Origin of the sequence: Mycobacterium persicum (assembly GCF_002086675.1) — a bacterium.
GTDB classification, from domain to species: domain Bacteria; phylum Actinomycetota; class Actinomycetes; order Mycobacteriales; family Mycobacteriaceae; genus Mycobacterium; species Mycobacterium persicum.
Genome location: NZ_MVIF01000063.1, coordinates 1 through 14,657, shown reverse-complemented (window position 1 = coordinate 14,657; position 14,657 = coordinate 1). Strand labels below are relative to the sequence as shown.

The window sequence follows — 14,657 nt, the reverse complement described above, 5'->3', positions numbered from 1 at the left end:
CGTCGCCAACCGTTCCCCGGCGCAGTGTCGCACCGGCATCGTTGATGGAGCTACCCCATCGTAAGGGCGGTGGTGGGTCAGGCAAGGATGCTATGCCGCGGACCCGGATCGCGGCCACAGTTTTCGTGTCGCGACCCGGACCGTTCGAAAGTCGCCAAGCAATCAGAGTCTTTGTGCGAGAAGCTGTTTCGCCAGTTCGGCACCCTTGCGGCTGTCGGCCTGCGCCTTGCGGAACAAGTCGGCCGTCTCGCGGTCGCCGTCACGCTCGGCGTCTTCGATGTAGGTCTCCAGCCGGAGCGCGTTGTCCAGGCACTGTTCGGTGTACCAGATCAGGTTGTAAGTCTTGTCGCGGGTGCCGGTCACATGACCTGTTTCGATGCTCACCGGTGGTCCTCCCTCCGTCGGTATCAGTAGCGACACCCATTGAGCTACCCACCCGCGCGATGTTCAAACGGCTCCGATGGAGCCGATTTGCGTTGTCGGGTAGGCACTTCGGCTTAGGCTGGCTAAGCAACGCCGCAGTATTTGGGCGTGGGCCTCGGATCGGCCGAGGGGAGCCGGCTGGGCCGGTGACCGCGCGCCGGGGCGGAAGTCACATCTACCACAGGAGTCTCCGGGTACCACAGGAGTCTGCGGGGAAGGCGCTACTGGTTGTGCCCGCCTAGTAGCGACAAGCCCAGGCTCGCAACAGAATTGTCGCGCATAGGCGGGCACGAGAGCATTCGGATCCCTGCGGGGGCGGTGCGCACCCGTCCGATTCGCTAGCGCAACTTGGGCAAGACGTTTGCGCCGTAGAACTCGATGGCGACGGTGGGGTCGTCCTGCGGAAAGTGCAGAAACGGTATGGCACCGGCATCGATCACCGCCTGTACCGCACCGATATGGGTCGACGGGTCGGTGCCGACGGCCCAGTTGGCGAGCACCTTTTCGATCGGGTTCGACTCGGCGGCACGCTGGATCTCCACCGGGTTCGGCTGATCGACGGCCCCGGCGGTAAATCGCCACAGGCCGGCGGCCCGGGTGGCCGCCGTGTGGTCACCGACGACAGCGAACAGCTCGGCACGCTTGCCGAGATTCGCGGGGTCACGCCCGGCGGCCTGTGCGCCCGCGGCGAACGCGGCGAGCAGCCGCGGATTCTTGAGGTCGCCGGCTTGGGTAATCCAACCGTCCCCGTGCCGGCCGGCCAGCTCCGCGCTGTTGGGACCGCTGGCGGCCACGAAGATCGGCGGTGGCGTGGCGGGCAGGTCGTAGAGTTTTAGAGCGTTCGTCTGAAAATAACGTCCGTCAAACGAAATTCGCTCACCGCTCCACAGCTGGCGGATCAGCCTGATGGCCTCGACCAGCCGGTCGTGGCGCTCCCGGTAGGAGCCGAACGTGTTGGTGGCGGCCTGTTCGTTGAGTCGCTCACCAGTGCCGAGCCCCAAGAACACCCGGCCCGGACTCAGCATTGCCAACGAGGCGAATGCCTGGGCCACCGTGGTCGGATGGTAGCGGTAGGTAGGGCAGGTCACCCCGCTGCCGAACGAGATACGGGTGGTGCTTTGACCCACTAACGCCAGGGTCAGCCAGGGAAACATCGAGTGACCCTGATTGTCCTGCCACGGCTGAAGGTGGTCACTGGTCCACGCGTACCCAAACCCGGCATTTTCGGCGGCCCGGGCTTGCGCCACCAGCTGATCGGTGCGGAATTGTTCGTGGGACAACACGACTCCAATGCCCCTGGCCGGCGACGGCGTGGGGCCGGTCGACTCGCCCCGGGTGCCGCATCCGGCGGATATCGCGCCGGTCCCCAGCACGCCGGTTCCGGCGGCCAGTCGGGCGAACGTCCGTCGCGAGATGCCGGTCATCGGCTCCGACTACCCGTCACGCGACCTGTCACACCATCGAGCTTGCCTCACGCCGGCCGGGCTGCGACAGTCGTCGGCGCACCGCTGCGCACGGGGCTGGTCCGAACTGGCATGGCCGATCGGGCACGCAAGGAGGTGGATTGGCCGATCCGTCGGCGCTACCACTAGTTTGGGCTGGTGACCCCCCAGGCGCGTCCAGCGCACAAGGCCGACATCCGCGTTCTGTCCCGAACCCTGGCCCGCGCCTTCTATGACGACCCGGTGATGAGGTGGTTGCTTCCCCACGACAAGTCCCGGCTCGCGCACCTGCATCGGGTGTTCGCGACGATGACCCGCCACCACCATCTGCCCCGCGGCGGCGTCGAGGTGGCGTGCGAGGGCGCCGGCGTCGGCGCCGCCGCCCTGTGGGATCCGCCGAATCAATGGCGGGAGACCCGCCGGGCGGAGCTGGCCATGACCCCGGCATTCTTGCGGGTGTTCGGCTTTCGTGGAGCGACCGCACGCGCCGTCCAGGAGGCGATGAAGCGCGCGCATCCCGAAGAACCGCACTGGTACTTGGCCGTCATCGGCAGTGACCCGGGCGTGCGTGGACGCGGCTTTGGTCAGGCCTTGATGCGGTCGCGGCTGGACCGCTGTGACGCCGAGTTCTGCCCGGCCTATCTCGAGTCCTCGAAACCCGAAAACATCCCTTATTACCAACGTTTCGGATTCACCGTCACCGGCGAGATCATGCTGCCGCACGGCGGGCCGCCGATCTGGCCGATGTGGCGCGAACCCCGCTGAGCATCCCGCCCGGCCCGAGCAGGTTCGGCGGGCCGGTTTAGCGGGTGGACGCTGCGGGCAACCGTTGCCAATGGCTACCGGCGAGCTGAGCGATCCCGCGGACTTCCCCGAGGAAGGCGGCCCCGGCGACACGCTCAACCCGAACGAATCCACCGACTCCGACGAGCTCCGCAACGACGACGGCGACATCGTGGTGGACCCACCCGAGCACTGGAGCGAGGCCGACCGGTTCGGGATGACGGCGCGCGAGCAGCGCGAAGGGCAATCCCTCGACGACCGACTCGCCGCCGAAGAGCCGGACCGGCTGGACGGCGGGTGGGAAGAGGACGGCCCCGGGCGCGCCCATCGAGGCCAAATCGACGGCACGCCCGAGGACGGCGGCTCGTTGTTCGAGGTCGTGGATGACCAGTGACGGCTCCGCGGCAGTGCGGACCCGTCGTTTGCCACGGCCGCGGCCGGGTACCCAAGTCTGGAATTCCTAACGCTGGAGGGACGAATGGCAGCCAACGACGGTAACCCGAAGCAGCGGCAGCTTGACGACTGCCGGGTAGCCGGGAGCACCGGATATCTGACCACTCAGCAGGGCGTGCGAGTCGACCACACCGACGACGCGCTCACCGCGGGGGAACGTGGGCCCACCCTGCTCGAGGATTTCCACGCCCGGGAAAAGATCACTCACTTCGACCATGAACGGATCCCCGAACGGGTGGTGCATGCCCGAGGCGCCGGAGCCTACGGGTACTTCGAGCCCTATGACGACTGGCTTGCCGACTACACCGCGGCGCAGTTCCTCACCACACCGGGTAAGCAGACGCCGGTCTTCGTGCGGTTCTCCACGGTGGCCGGGTCACGCGGATCGGCGGACACGGTGCGCGATGTCCGCGGATTCGCCACCAAGTTCTACACCGATCAAGGCAACTACGACCTGGTCGGCAACAACTTCCCGGTGTTCTTCATCCAGGACGGCATCAAGTTCCCGGATTTTGTGCACGCCGTCAAGCCGGAGCCGCACAACGAGATTCCGCAGGCGCAGTCGGCGCACGACACGTTGTGGGATTTCGTGTCGCTGCAGCCGGAGACGCTGCACACGATCATGTGGCTGATGTCGGACCGGGCGCTGCCGCGCAGTTACCGGATGATGGAAGGCTTTGGCGTGCATACCTTCCGGTTGGTCAACGCCCAAGGCGAAGGCACGTTTGTGAAATTCCATTGGAAGCCGCGCCTGGGTGTGCACTCGCTGATCTGGGACGAGTGCCAGAAAGTCGCCGGCAAGGACCCCGACTTCAACCGGCGCGACCTGTGGGAAGCCATCGAGGCCGGCCAGTACCCGGAGTGGGAGCTGGGAGTGCAGCTGGTCGCCGAAAGTGACGAGTTCAACTTCGAGTTCGATTTGCTCGACGCCACCAAAATCATTCCCGAGGAACAGGTTCCGGTGCGCCGCGTGGGCAAGATGGTGCTTAATCGCAACCCGGACAACTTCTTCGCCGAAACCGAGCAGGTGGCCTTCCACACCGCCAACGTGGTACCCGGAATCGACTTCACCAACGATCCACTGCTGCAGTTCCGTAACTTCTCCTACCTCGACACCCAACTGATCAGGCTGGGCGGCCCCAATTTCGCGCAACTGCCGGTCAATCGGCCGGTCGCCGACGTCCGCAACAACCAGCGCGACGGCTATGGCCAGCACACGATTCCGCAGGGCAGGTCCAGCTACTACAAGAACAGCCTGGGTGGCGGCTGTCCGGCGCTGGCTGACCACAACGTATTCCGCCACTACACCCAGAAAGTCGACGGCAATAAGATCCGCCAGCGGGCCGAAAGCTTCCAGGATCACTACAGCCAGGCCCGGATGTTCTGGAAGAGCATGTCTGCCGTCGAGGCCAAACACATTGTCGCCGCGTACGCCTTCGAGCTAGGCAAGGTGGAAACACCGGACATCCGTGTGCGCGTGGTGGATCAGCTGAACCTCGTCGACCACGACCTGGCGGTACGGGTCGCCGGACAACTAGGGCTGCCCGCGCCCGAAGAACAGCCGTTCTTGGACAGGGCGGGCGATAAAATGCCTGCCTCCCCAGCGCTTTCGCAACTCAACACCGTCACCGACAGTATCGAGACCCGCAAGATCGCCGTGCTGGCCGCCGACGGCGTCGACGTGGTGGGAACCCAGCGCTTCATAGACGCGATCCGCAACCGCGGCGCCGTCGCAGAAGTGCTGGCGCCCAAGGCAGGTGGCACGCTAGCCGGCGGATCCGGCGGCGAACTCCCGGTTGACCGGGCGATCACCACCATGTCGTCGGTCCTCTACGACGCGGTCGTGGTGCCGTGCGGGCCCGACGCCGTCAAGACCCTGTCGGAGGACGGCTACGCGATGCATTTCGTGACGGAGGCCTACAAGCACCTCAAGGCGGTGGGGGCCTTCGGTGCGGGCGTCAAGTTGCTGCCTAAGGCCGGGATAACCGAGAAAACCGCCGCGAGCACCGACGCCTTCGTCTCCAACGGGGTGGTCACGACCAAGGCGGCGGCCGACGACCTGTCCGACGACTTCGTCGAGGCATTCACCAAAGTCCTTGCCAAGCACCGTGTGTGGGAACGCGAGACCGACTCGGTGCCCGCCTGATCAGGACTTGCTCTGCCAGCCGGCGACACCGATCGCGATCATCCGCAGCTGCTTGACGGCGATTCGATGAATCTCCTGCAGCGCTTCGGCGCTCTGGGCGTCCTCGATCGCCTCGGCGATGACGATCATCGCGTTGACGAACAGTGTCGCCAAGATGTTGAGGTCCTCGGTGCTCCATTCGTTGAGCCCCGGGAAGCGGGCCAGGTCGGTGGCCAGCTCGGAGGTGATCAGCCGGATCTCGGTGCGGATGGCGTAGCGCAGCACCGATAGTCCGGTGGAGCGCTCCCGGACGATGAAACGCCAGTGTTCGCGCTTGTCGGCGACGCTGCCCACCAAGATCTCCACGGACGACTCGATCACCCGGTTCGGGTCCAGCTTGCCGGCGCGCGCTCCGCGCAACGTGTCACGCAGGGTGCGAAACGACTCGTCGATCAGGACCAGCCCCAGGGCCTCCATCGACTCGAAGTGCCGGTAGAACGCCGCCGGCACGATCCCGGCCTCCCGGGTCACCTCGCGCAGGCTCAGGCCGCTGAAGCTGCGGTCCTGCAGCAGTTTGAGCGCGGCGGCGACGATGGCGCGCCGGGTGGCTTCCTTGCGTTCCTCCCGCGACACGGTGGCGCGGGCCCGGCCTTGGCCGGACCGATGTGAGCGTGAGCTAGGAGTACGGTCGTTCACTGTGTGAACCCTACCACAGACCTGCGGAAACCCTTGACGAACAGCTAGATCCCGGCGCACCGTGTACATATGTTCACTCAAACGCTCAGCCAAGCCGTTGCGAAGCGAGTCCTGGGTTCCGACCTGGTCGACCTGCTCACCGGTCCGCACGGCGTCGACCGCTACACCGAGCTGGTGGCGCCGACGTGGACGTTGGGTGAGGCCCGCGCCAAGGTCATCGAGGTGCGGCGCGAGACGCCGCGCAGCGTCACCCTCACCCTCGCTCCCAACGGCACCTTCACCGCCGCCAACACCGTCAAGGCCGGCCAGTACGTCAACCTCACCGTCGACATCGACGGTCGCCGGCACACCCGCTGCTATTCACCGGCCAACGCCGAAGGCGGCCCGACCCTCGAGCTGACGATCGGCCACCACGACGGCGGGCTGGTCTCGACCTACCTGTACCAGCGTGCCCGCCGCGGCATGGTGGTCGGCCTGGCCGGGGTCGGCGGCGACTTCGTGTTGCCGGCGCAGCGGCCGCGCCGGGTGCTGCTCGTCTCCGGCGGCAGTGGCATCACCCCCGTCATGGCGATGCTGCGCACGCTGGTTGCCGAGGGTCATCAGGGCGAAGTCGCCTTTGTGCACTACGCGCGCACGCCTGCGGAGGCGTGCTATCGCGAGGAGTTGGCCGCCCACAAAGAACTGCCGGGTGTGCGAGTGCTGCACGGCTACACCCGCTCCGGCGCTGGTGATCTGGTGGGCCGCTTCGGCGCCGACCACCTGGCCATGGCCATGCCGACGCCGGATGCGGTGTTCGTCTGCGGCCCAACATCATTGGTCGAGGCGGTGCGCGAGCACTGTGACAACGTCGTCACCGAGAGCTTCGTGCCTCCGGTGTTCGAGGCGCCGGCGAACCCCTCGGGCGGCCGAGTGTCCTTCGCCGACAGCGGTATCGACGTCGTCGACGACGGCCGCTCGCTGCTCGAGCAGGCGGAGTCGGCCGGCTTGACACCCGAGAGCGGCTGCCGGATGGGCATCTGCCACACCTGCACCCGGCGCAAGACCTCGGGCACGGTGCGAAACCTGGTCACCGGGGCCGTTTCCACGGGTCCCGACGAGGACGTGCAGATCTGTGTCTCGGTTCCCGTCGGCGACGTCGACCTCGCGCTATAACCCCCAAACATCTCAAGGAGTTCTGACATGACACTCAACAAGATCACCCTCACCCCCGAACAGGCCGACGCGTTCGGCCGCGAACTCGACGCCATCAAGGAGCGCGTCATGGCGGATCTCGGTGAAGAAGACGCCGACTATATCCGCCGGGTCATCAAGACGCAGCGCGCCCTAGAGGTCGGCGGACGAGTGTTGCTGTTCCTGCCGCCGGCGTGGCTGCTGGGAACCGCCATGCTCGGGGTGTCGAAGATCCTGGACAACATGGAGATCGGCCACAACGTCATGCATGGTCAGTACGACTGGATGCGTGACCCGGCCATCTCGGGGCGTTCCTTCGAGTGGGACACGGCCTGCCCGGCCGACCAATGGCGGCATTCGCACAACTACCTGCACCACACCCACACCAACATCGTGGGAATGGACCGCGACATCGGCTACGGCATCCTGCGGATGAGCGACGACCAGCCCTGGGAGCCCTACTTCCTGGGCAACCCGGTCTACGCATTCCTGTTGATGGTGCTGTTCCAGTACGGCGTCGCACTGCACGAACTGGAGTCCGAGCGCATCCGGGCCGGTGAGATCCGGCTGGCCGACAAGCGCGACGTCTTGCGGGAGATCTGGAAGAAGACGCGCCGGCAAACCCTCAAGGACTATGTCGCCTTCCCGCTATTGGCCGGACCGTTCGCGCCGTTCGTCTTCACGGGCAACCTCACGGCCAACCTGATGCGCAACGTGTGGTCGTACATGATCATCTTCTGCGGCCACTTCCCCGACGGCACTCAGGAGTTCACCGCCGAGGAAACCAAGAACGAGTCCCGTGGTCAGTGGTACTTCCGCCAGGTCCTCGGTTCGGCAAATCTAAGCGGCGGCAAGCTGTTTCATCTGTTGTCCGGCAACTTGTCGCATCAGATCGAGCACCATCTGTTCCCCGACATGCCGGCCCGGCGGTACGCCGAGATCGCCCCGGAGGTGCGGGAGATCTGTGAGCGTTACGGCATCCCCTACAACAGCGGCCCGCTGCCCAAGCAGTTCGCCACCGTGGTGCGCAAGATCGTGAAGCTCGCCTTCCCGGGGTCTTGGCCGGCGCGGCGCAAGGCCACCGCGCGGGAAGCGGTCGCGCTGTCAGCGGCATGACGCCGCCGAGCCTGCGGTGACGCCGCCGAGCCGGCGCGCAGCGCGAAGCGCTGGGCGCAGGCTCGATGCGAAACAAAGTGGTCAGCGCGGGGGCCACAACAGCCCAACTGGAGGACAATGGGCCCGTGGAGTGGACCGGCGCGCGCTATGCAGACAAGCCAACCGTGGAAGCCTCGACGTGGATCGACGCCGATCCCGAGCGCGTCTGGAGTCTGGTCTGCGATGTCGAGCTGATGCCGACCCTCAGCAACGAGTTGCAAGCGGTGGAATGGGTCGACGAGGCCACCGGGCCCCGGATCGGCGCCCGGTTCGTCGGTCACAACCGGCACGATGCCTTCGGTGAATGGAGCACCACTTCACAAATTGTCAGCTGCGATGAGCCACACGAATTCGCCTGGGCAGTAGGCGAATCCGACAATCCCTCGGCCATCTGGCGGTTCCGGCTGACACCCCGGGACGGAGGCACCCTGCTGACCTACTGGACGCAGATGGGGCCGGGCCGCTCGGGGTTGTCGCGCGCCATCGACGCGATGCCCGACAAGGAACAGAAGATCGTCTTCGTGCGGTTGCGGGAGTTCGAGACCGCGATCGACAAGACGCTGGCCGCGATCAAGAGGTTGGCCGAACACGGGGTCCGCTAATGCGCACCGCCACCACGGTCGAGCTGTCCACGGCTGGCCGAGACACCGTCGAGTTCGTCGTCGAGGCCGAAAAGCTGGGACTGGACGTCTGCTGGGTCGCCGAGGCCTGGGGTGCGGACGGGCCGTCGGCGCTGGGATACCTTGCCGCGCGCACCGAACGGATGCTGCTGGGCTCGGGGGTACTGCAACTCGGCATCCGATCGCCCGTTGCGGTGGCCCAGATCGCGATCACGCTGTCCAACCTGTCGTGCGGGCGGTTCCTGCTAGGCCTGGGCGCCTCGGGGCCGCAGGTGATCGAGGGCCTGCACGGGGTGTCGTTCGCCCGGCCGCTGGCGCGGATGCGCGAAACCGTCGACATCGTGCGGCAAGCGTTCGCTGGCGGCAAAATCTCGTACTCCGGCAACGAGTTTCAGATTCCGCGCCCCGGAGGCGAGGCGGTGCCGATGCGATTGTCGACGCGGCCCGAGCACGCCATCCCGATCTATCTGGCCGCGTTGTCCCCGGCGATGCTGCGGTTGACGGGACAGATCGCCGACGGCTGGCTGGGCACCAGTTTTGTGCCGGAAGGCGCCGCCGGCGCCTACTTCGCGCACCTGGATAGCGGGCTGGCTGCCGCCGGTCGCACCCGGGCCGACATCGACATCTGTCAGGGCGCCGAGGTCGCATTCGCCAAGGACCAGGACCAGCTGCGCGGCATGGTTGCCGGCCGCAAGAAGGAGCTGGCATTCAGCCTGGGCGGCATGGGGTCCGCCAGCACCAACTACTACAACCGGGCCTACAGCCGGCAAGGCTGGGCTGACGTTGCCGCCGCGGTGCGCGAGCACTGGCAGCGCGGTGACCGCGACCGCGCCGTCGCGTCGATCACCGACGAGATGGTGCTGGCCACCACGCTGATCGGGACCGAGGACATGGTCCGGGCCCGCCTTGGGGTGTGGCGGGACGCCGGTGTGAACACGGTGCGGCTCTATCCCGCGGGCGGCACACTCGATGCCAAGCTTTCGACGCTCGGCCGGGCCATCGAGCTGGTCCGGGAGGTTTAGTTCTACCTCGCCGGTGCTGCAATGGGTACGGGCGTAGTCGATGTCTTTCACATGCGCCTGCAGATCCGCAACCTGGCCGCGCAACCACGCGGTCCTCGGGTCGTTTTCGGGAAGCGACTGCACGAACCGTTGCACATTGTCTACAAGACCCTGGCCGGTCAAATTAGCTGGATCACCACCGAGGATCATCTGCTGCAGCTTAGCCTGCATCCACGGATCCAGGCTTAGCTTCAGCCCACGCCGGTCGGCGCGTCGGCGACCGGCACCAGTTTCACCTCGGGCCGGGTCGGCAGCTCGTCGGCCAGAAACCACCGGAAGGCGAGGTTGCCTTGCGGATAGCCCAGCGTGGTCAGCGAATTCGGATGGGCCGTCGTCCCGCGGGACAAGACGATCGTCACCGAGCCGTCGCTATTGGCCATCGCGCTGTGACCGTTGACGGAGCAGCGGGCATCGGGGCCCTCGGCGGGACCGCAGGTGGCCATGAACTGGTTCCACACCACCAAATTCCAGAACCGGCATTGCGGCGGCCGGTGGGTGATGACCAGCGCTTCGTCGTCGTCGAGCACGAAACTGCCGTAGGAGTAGCAGGCATCGCGCGCCGACCAGCCGAAGTTGGCGTCGGGCACCTGGTAGGGAGCCGCGAATTGGTTTGCGACGTGGGCGGTCTCGTGTCCAAGCCGATGCGCGTCACGGGCCCTGTCCCCGACGGCCAGCGGCACGATGGCGAACGTGGTGCGCATCCAGGTGGCCGCCGCCCGCAGCCTTGCGGCGGTCTCGGCGTCGCCGTGGCGTATCGGGTCCGGCGCGTCGAGCGCCTCGATAGTCCAGGTGACCGGGCGACCGGTCAGCGGGTCGGCCTGGTAGTCACGGGTCATCAGCACGGCGGCATCGGGTGTGGGACCCAGCTCGAAGGAGAAGTTGCCGTCGGCGTCGATATCGAGGTCACTGTCGCGGACAATCGCGACGACCCGGTCCGACCACGCGCCGGGGAAGGGCTCGTTGTAGGCGGTCACCGAGAAATACGCGCTGTCACCCTTGTTGCCGCCGATCCGGTAGCGCCGTGTCGGATCGACCGGGCACATGAAGTAATAGGCGTCGGTGTTGTCGCCGCCCCAGCGGCGGTCGCGACGAAACGGCGTGTTGACCGCGACGAACTGCGGCCGGCCCGGCTCGGGGAAGAGATAGGCGTCGAACGCGACACCCAGGGTGGCGGCGAGCATCCGGTAACCGTCGGCGAGGTGCCGGTCGTCGGTGACCGCACGCTCGCCCTCGAGGAAGCCGCGGTCCAGGGCGCCCAAGGTGTCGAGCAATTCCCGCCATGCCGTAGCCGACTCGTGCGTCATTCAGGCTTTCCTTTCAGGATTCCGCTCAGGAGCAATGTGGTGGTGCGGTCCGCCCAGGCGTCGTCGAGTTCGGCGCCGCGGGTCAGCAGGCCTAGCAGGGTGCTGCCGGCAATGGCCTCGACCAGTTCATCGGCGGTGACGTCGGCCCGGATTTCGCCTGCGGCAGCGGCGTTCTCGAGCCGAGAGGCAAGGCCGCCGGAAATGATGCCGGCAAACCGTTCCAACAGTGCGGCATGCAGGGTCGGGTCGGCCGCCATCTCGCCGACCAGGCCGGGCAGCGCCGCGCGGGCGGCCGGCGTCGCCAAGACCGCCATCGTGCGTCGCACCATGTCTCGCAGATCCGTCGCCAGCGATCCGGTGTCCGGAATTTCGGTCGCGGCGCCGATCGGAAACACCGCCTCGTGCACCAGATGCGCCTTGCTGGGCCAGCGCCGATAGATCGCGGGCTTGCTGGTGCCGGCCCGTTCGGCGATGGCAGATACCAGCAGCCCGGCATAGCCCGTTTCGGCGAGCAGTTCAACCGTCGCGCGAAGCACCGCCGCATCGATCCGCGGATCACGGGGTCGGCCGAAATCGACTACCATTACGAAACTCAGAGTAACATAAGTCGCGTGAGTGATGTCGTTGGTCTCGACGACCTGGCTCAGCCCCGGTTCAGCGCGGCGGCCCAGCAGATCCGCGACATGATGGCCACAATGGCCCCGCAATGCCCGTTGGATGCCGACGCGTTGCACGCGCGCGCCAGCGCCGACACCGGCCTGCATGATTTCGGCGACGACGACTACCGGGAACGGCTCGACGTCTTCCTGGCCGCACTGCGTGACATCGACGGGCTACACGCGGCCGGGGTGGTGAACTTCTACGGGCAACTGCTGCAGTTGCTCAAGAACCGGCTGCTGTTCACCGACCTGCTCACCAGGCATCCCGAGATCGACGACATCGAACTGCAATCACCGGTGTTCATCGCCGGTCTGCCCCGTACCGGCACCACGCATTTGCACAACATGCTGGCGGCGGCGCCCACCTTCCGCACCATGCCGTACTGGGAAAGCGTCGAGCCCTTTCCACTGCCGCACGAGGCCGGCGTCGAGCCGGATCCGCGGCGGGCACGCATGGACGTCGCGGTGGCGGTGATCAACACCGTGATGCCCTACTTCCCACTGATGCACGAGATGACCACCGATCACGTGCACGAAGAGATTCAGCTGCTGGCCAACGACTTCTCGACCATGCTCTTCGAGACGCTGGCCCACGTGCCCGCCTGGCGCGACTACTACCAGGCCCACGACCAAACGCCGCACTACCGATACCTGGCCAGGCAGCTCAAGGCGATGCAGTTCCTGCGGGGCGGGCGGCGGTGGCTGCTCAAGTCGCCCCAGCACCTCGAGCAGGTGCCGGTGCTGGATCGGGTCTTTCCGGGCAGCATCGTGGTGTTCACTCACCGTGACCCGGTGCCGGTGGCGCTGTCGATGATGGCGATGATCACCTATTCCGCTCGGATGCACCGCTCGCCGGTGCCGGTGGCAGAGATTGCGGCATATTGGGTGGACCGGCTCGACCGGATGCTCACCGCGCTGGTGCGCGACCGCGACACCATCGGTCCGCGGCGCTCGATCGACATCCGATTCGACGACTTCATGGCCGACGAGCTCGGTGTCGCCGAGCGGGTGTACGCCCTGGCCGGCGAGCCGTTCGACGAACCGGCACGGACGCCGATCACCGGCTACCTGGACGGCCACCGACGCGGCCGACTGGGCAACGTCGCAACGACCTGCGAGATGTTCGGGCTTGCCGAGGAGGATTTGCGCGCCCGCTTCGCGCCCTATGTCGAGCGGTTTCTCACTTAGCGCCGAGCCTGTAAATCCGCAGCAGAAGTTCGAGTAGCGGCCTGCAAAATTACAGGCTCGGTGGCCGGCTGAGTCGGGGAAGCGCTACCTTCTCAACACATGACCACCATGCCCGCCCTGGACGGCGTCGAACACAGGTTTGTCGACGTAGGCGACGACGTCACCATCCACGTGGCCGACGCCGGGCCGGCCGACGGGCCTGCGGTCATGCTGGTGCACGGCTTTCCGGAGAACTGGTGGGAGTGGCACGAGCTGATCGGCCCGCTGGCCGCCGACGGCTACCGGGTGCTGTGCCCGGACCTGCGCGGCGCGGGCTGGAGCTCGGCGCCGCGCTCCCGGTACCTCAAGAGCGAGATGGCCGACGATCTGGCCACGGTGCTGGACCGGCTGGGTGTCGAGAAGGTCAAACTGGTCGCCCATGACTGGGGCGGGCCGGCCGCCTTCATCATGATGCTGCGCCACCCCGCCAAGGTGACCGGCTTCTTCGGGCTGAACACCTCGGCACCGTGGGTGCGCCGCGACCTCGGAATGCTGCGGCACATGTGGCGGTTCTGGTACCAGATCCCGATCTCGCTGCCGGTCATCGGGCCCCGGCTGATCGCCGACCCCAAGGCCCGCTACTTCCGGATGCTGACCTCGTGGGTCGGTGGCGGATTCCGCGTGCCCGAGGAGGACGTCCGGATGTACGTCGACTGCATGCGCCAGCCCGGGCACGCCGAAGCCGGCTCACGGTGGTACCGCAGCTTCCAGACGACGGAGATGCTGCGCTGGCTGCGCGGTGAATACGACGACACGCGGGTTGACGTGCCGGTGCGCTGGTTGCACGGCACCGGCGACCCGGTGATCACGCCCAACCTGCTGCGCGGATACGAAGATCGCGCAACCGATTTCGAGGTCGAGCTGGTCGACGGCGTCGGCCATTGGATCGTCGAGCAGCGGCCCGACCTGGTCCTGGACCGGCTGCGCGCGTTCCTTACGGCTTGACCAGGATACGGATCGGGTTGCCCTGCTGCCGCTCCAGTTTCTCGATGCCCGCCGGGAGGTCTTCAAGTGCGACGACCTCGCTGATCGACCGCGAAATATCAAGGCGCCCAAGCGAAACTAGCTTCGCCAGGGTCTCGATGTCGGCGTTCTGGTAACCGAGGTGCCCCAGCACCTGCTTGCGGGTCACCCCGAACATCACGGTCGGCCCGATGGTCGGCGACTCCGCGCTCATTCCCACCCCGACCAGCCGCCCGCCGGGTGTCAGCGCACCCAGGGCCTGTTCGAACGTCACCTTCAGGCCGACGGCGTCGAACGCCACGTCCAATAACCGCCCGCCGGTGACCTCGGCGAGCTTGTCGGTCAACCCGTCGTCACGGGTGTCGAACGCGTAGTCGGCGCCGAGTTCCAGCGCGCGTTCCAGAACGGCCGGGTTGATGTCGAGGGCGATCACCGGTGCCGCGCCGACCAACCGTGCGAGCTGGACGATGTGGGTGCCCACCCCCCCCACACCCCAAACCCCCCCCGATACGCCCACCCCCACAATTAAAGTACGCACGACGGCGCACAACGCCGTCGCCACCGCGACGGCCAGGA

At 66.6% G+C, this 14,657-nt stretch carries 15 protein-coding genes and 1 pseudogene; 9 read left to right on the top strand and 7 right to left on the bottom strand.

Annotated elements, in window-relative coordinates; all coding sequences use genetic code 11:
• Window positions 1-162 precede the first annotated feature (162 nt).
• On the bottom strand, window positions 163-384 hold the full coding sequence (locus tag BST40_RS18185) for a hypothetical protein (RefSeq protein WP_075547959.1): 222 nt from the start codon (window positions 382-384) through the stop codon (window positions 163-165).
• A 377-nt stretch (window positions 385-761) separates the two neighbouring features.
• Complete coding sequence (locus BST40_RS18180; RefSeq protein ID WP_075547958.1) at window positions 762-1,847, bottom strand: F420-dependent hydroxymycolic acid dehydrogenase; 1,086 nt, start codon at window positions 1,845-1,847, stop codon at window positions 762-764.
• Window positions 1,848-2,024: 177 nt separating this feature from the next.
• Between BST40_RS18180 and BST40_RS18175 the strand changes: the two genes are divergently transcribed.
• The 3 genes from BST40_RS18175 to BST40_RS18165 all read left to right on the top strand — a co-directional run bounded on the left by BST40_RS18175 (window position 2,025) and on the right by BST40_RS18165 (window position 5,247).
• Window positions 2,025-2,630, top strand: a complete 606-nt coding sequence (locus BST40_RS18175) for a GNAT family N-acetyltransferase (protein ID WP_075547957.1) — start codon at window positions 2,025-2,027, stop codon at window positions 2,628-2,630.
• A gap of 70 nt (window positions 2,631-2,700) precedes the next feature.
• Complete coding sequence (locus BST40_RS18170) at window positions 2,701-3,042, top strand: hypothetical protein (protein ID WP_075547956.1); 342 nt, start codon at window positions 2,701-2,703, stop codon at window positions 3,040-3,042.
• 84 nt (window positions 3,043-3,126) lie between these two features.
• Window positions 3,127-5,247, top strand: coding sequence for a catalase (locus tag BST40_RS18165; RefSeq protein WP_075547955.1), 2,121 nt, complete (start codon window positions 3,127-3,129; stop codon window positions 5,245-5,247).
• Here BST40_RS18165 and BST40_RS18160 read toward each other — a convergent pair whose 3' ends face one another.
• Complete coding sequence (locus BST40_RS18160) at window positions 5,248-5,922, bottom strand: TetR family transcriptional regulator (protein ID WP_083155039.1); 675 nt, start codon at window positions 5,920-5,922, stop codon at window positions 5,248-5,250.
• Window positions 5,923-5,991: 69 nt separating this feature from the next.
• On the opposite strand from BST40_RS18160, the gene BST40_RS18155 reads away from it, so the two are divergent.
• The 4 genes from BST40_RS18155 (at window position 5,992) to BST40_RS18140 (ending at window position 9,889) form a co-directional block, all read left to right on the top strand.
• Entirely contained in the window at window positions 5,992-7,074 is a 1,083-nt protein-coding gene (locus BST40_RS18155; protein ID WP_083155036.1) for a ferredoxin reductase, read from the top strand.
• Between the two features lie 27 nt (window positions 7,075-7,101).
• Window positions 7,102-8,208, top strand: coding sequence for a fatty acid desaturase family protein (locus BST40_RS18150; RefSeq protein WP_083155034.1), 1,107 nt, complete (start codon window positions 7,102-7,104; stop codon window positions 8,206-8,208).
• A 125-nt stretch (window positions 8,209-8,333) separates the two neighbouring features.
• A complete protein-coding gene (locus BST40_RS18145; RefSeq protein WP_075547993.1) occupies window positions 8,334-8,849 on the top strand; it encodes an SRPBCC family protein in 516 nt (171 codons plus the stop codon).
• Complete coding sequence (locus tag BST40_RS18140) at window positions 8,849-9,889, top strand: LLM class flavin-dependent oxidoreductase (protein ID WP_083155032.1); 1,041 nt, start codon at window positions 8,849-8,851, stop codon at window positions 9,887-9,889. The genes BST40_RS18145 and BST40_RS18140 overlap by 1 nt, the downstream gene beginning before the upstream one ends.
• A 6-nt stretch (window positions 9,890-9,895) precedes the next feature.
• On the opposite strand, the pseudogene BST40_RS18135 reads toward BST40_RS18140, so the two are convergent.
• The 3 genes and pseudogenes from BST40_RS18135 to BST40_RS18125 form a co-directional block, all read right to left on the bottom strand.
• Window positions 9,896-10,087: pseudogene (locus BST40_RS18135) on the bottom strand (hypothetical protein); the annotation flags it as partial.
• Between the two features lie 32 nt (window positions 10,088-10,119).
• Window positions 10,120-11,232 (bottom strand): DUF1214 domain-containing protein, encoded by a 1,113-nt coding sequence (locus tag BST40_RS18130; RefSeq protein ID WP_083155030.1) that lies wholly within the window; start codon window positions 11,230-11,232, stop codon window positions 10,120-10,122.
• Entirely contained in the window at window positions 11,229-11,816 is a 588-nt protein-coding gene (locus BST40_RS18125; RefSeq protein ID WP_075547949.1) for a TetR/AcrR family transcriptional regulator, read from the bottom strand. Before BST40_RS18125 ends, BST40_RS18130 begins: the two co-directional genes overlap by 4 nt.
• Window positions 11,817-11,915: 99 nt before the next feature.
• On the opposite strand from BST40_RS18125, the gene BST40_RS18120 reads away from it, so the two are divergent.
• Both BST40_RS18120 and BST40_RS18115 read left to right on the top strand, forming a co-directional pair.
• A complete protein-coding gene (locus tag BST40_RS18120; protein ID WP_089025210.1) occupies window positions 11,916-13,079 on the top strand; it encodes a sulfotransferase family protein in 1,164 nt (387 codons plus the stop codon).
• 99 nt (window positions 13,080-13,178) lie between these two features.
• The gene (locus BST40_RS18115) at window positions 13,179-14,063 is read left to right on the top strand and encodes an alpha/beta fold hydrolase (RefSeq protein ID WP_075547947.1); all 885 of its coding nucleotides are present in this window, start codon (window positions 13,179-13,181) and stop codon (window positions 14,061-14,063) included.
• Here the strand turns inward: BST40_RS18115 and BST40_RS18110 are convergent.
• The coding region (locus BST40_RS18110; RefSeq protein ID WP_142276758.1) for a zinc-binding dehydrogenase at window positions 14,053-14,657 on the bottom strand (605 nt) is incomplete at its 5' end. The two genes, BST40_RS18115 and BST40_RS18110, sit on opposite strands and share 11 nt — an antisense overlap.

Coding starts and splice junctions, on each gene's coding strand:
- BST40_RS18180 (WP_075547958.1), bottom strand. CDS start 1,847: ATGACCGGCATCTCGCGACGGACGTTCGCCCGACTGGCCGCCGGAACC.
- BST40_RS18165 (WP_075547955.1), top strand. CDS start 3,127: ATGGCAGCCAACGACGGTAACCCGAAGCAGCGGCAGCTTGACGACTGC.
- BST40_RS18125 (WP_075547949.1), bottom strand. CDS start 11,816: ATGGTAGTCGATTTCGGCCGACCCCGTGATCCGCGGATCGATGCGGCG.
- BST40_RS18115 (WP_075547947.1), top strand. CDS start 13,179: ATGACCACCATGCCCGCCCTGGACGGCGTCGAACACAGGTTTGTCGAC.
- BST40_RS18130 (WP_083155030.1), bottom strand. CDS start 11,232: ATGACGCACGAGTCGGCTACGGCATGGCGGGAATTGCTCGACACCTTG.
- BST40_RS18155 (WP_083155036.1), top strand. CDS start 5,992: ATGTTCACTCAAACGCTCAGCCAAGCCGTTGCGAAGCGAGTCCTGGGT.
- BST40_RS18170 (WP_075547956.1), top strand. CDS start 2,701: ATGGCTACCGGCGAGCTGAGCGATCCCGCGGACTTCCCCGAGGAAGGC.
- BST40_RS18120 (WP_089025210.1), top strand. CDS start 11,916: ATGATGGCCACAATGGCCCCGCAATGCCCGTTGGATGCCGACGCGTTG.
- BST40_RS18140 (WP_083155032.1), top strand. CDS start 8,849: ATGCGCACCGCCACCACGGTCGAGCTGTCCACGGCTGGCCGAGACACC.
- BST40_RS18150 (WP_083155034.1), top strand. CDS start 7,102: ATGACACTCAACAAGATCACCCTCACCCCCGAACAGGCCGACGCGTTC.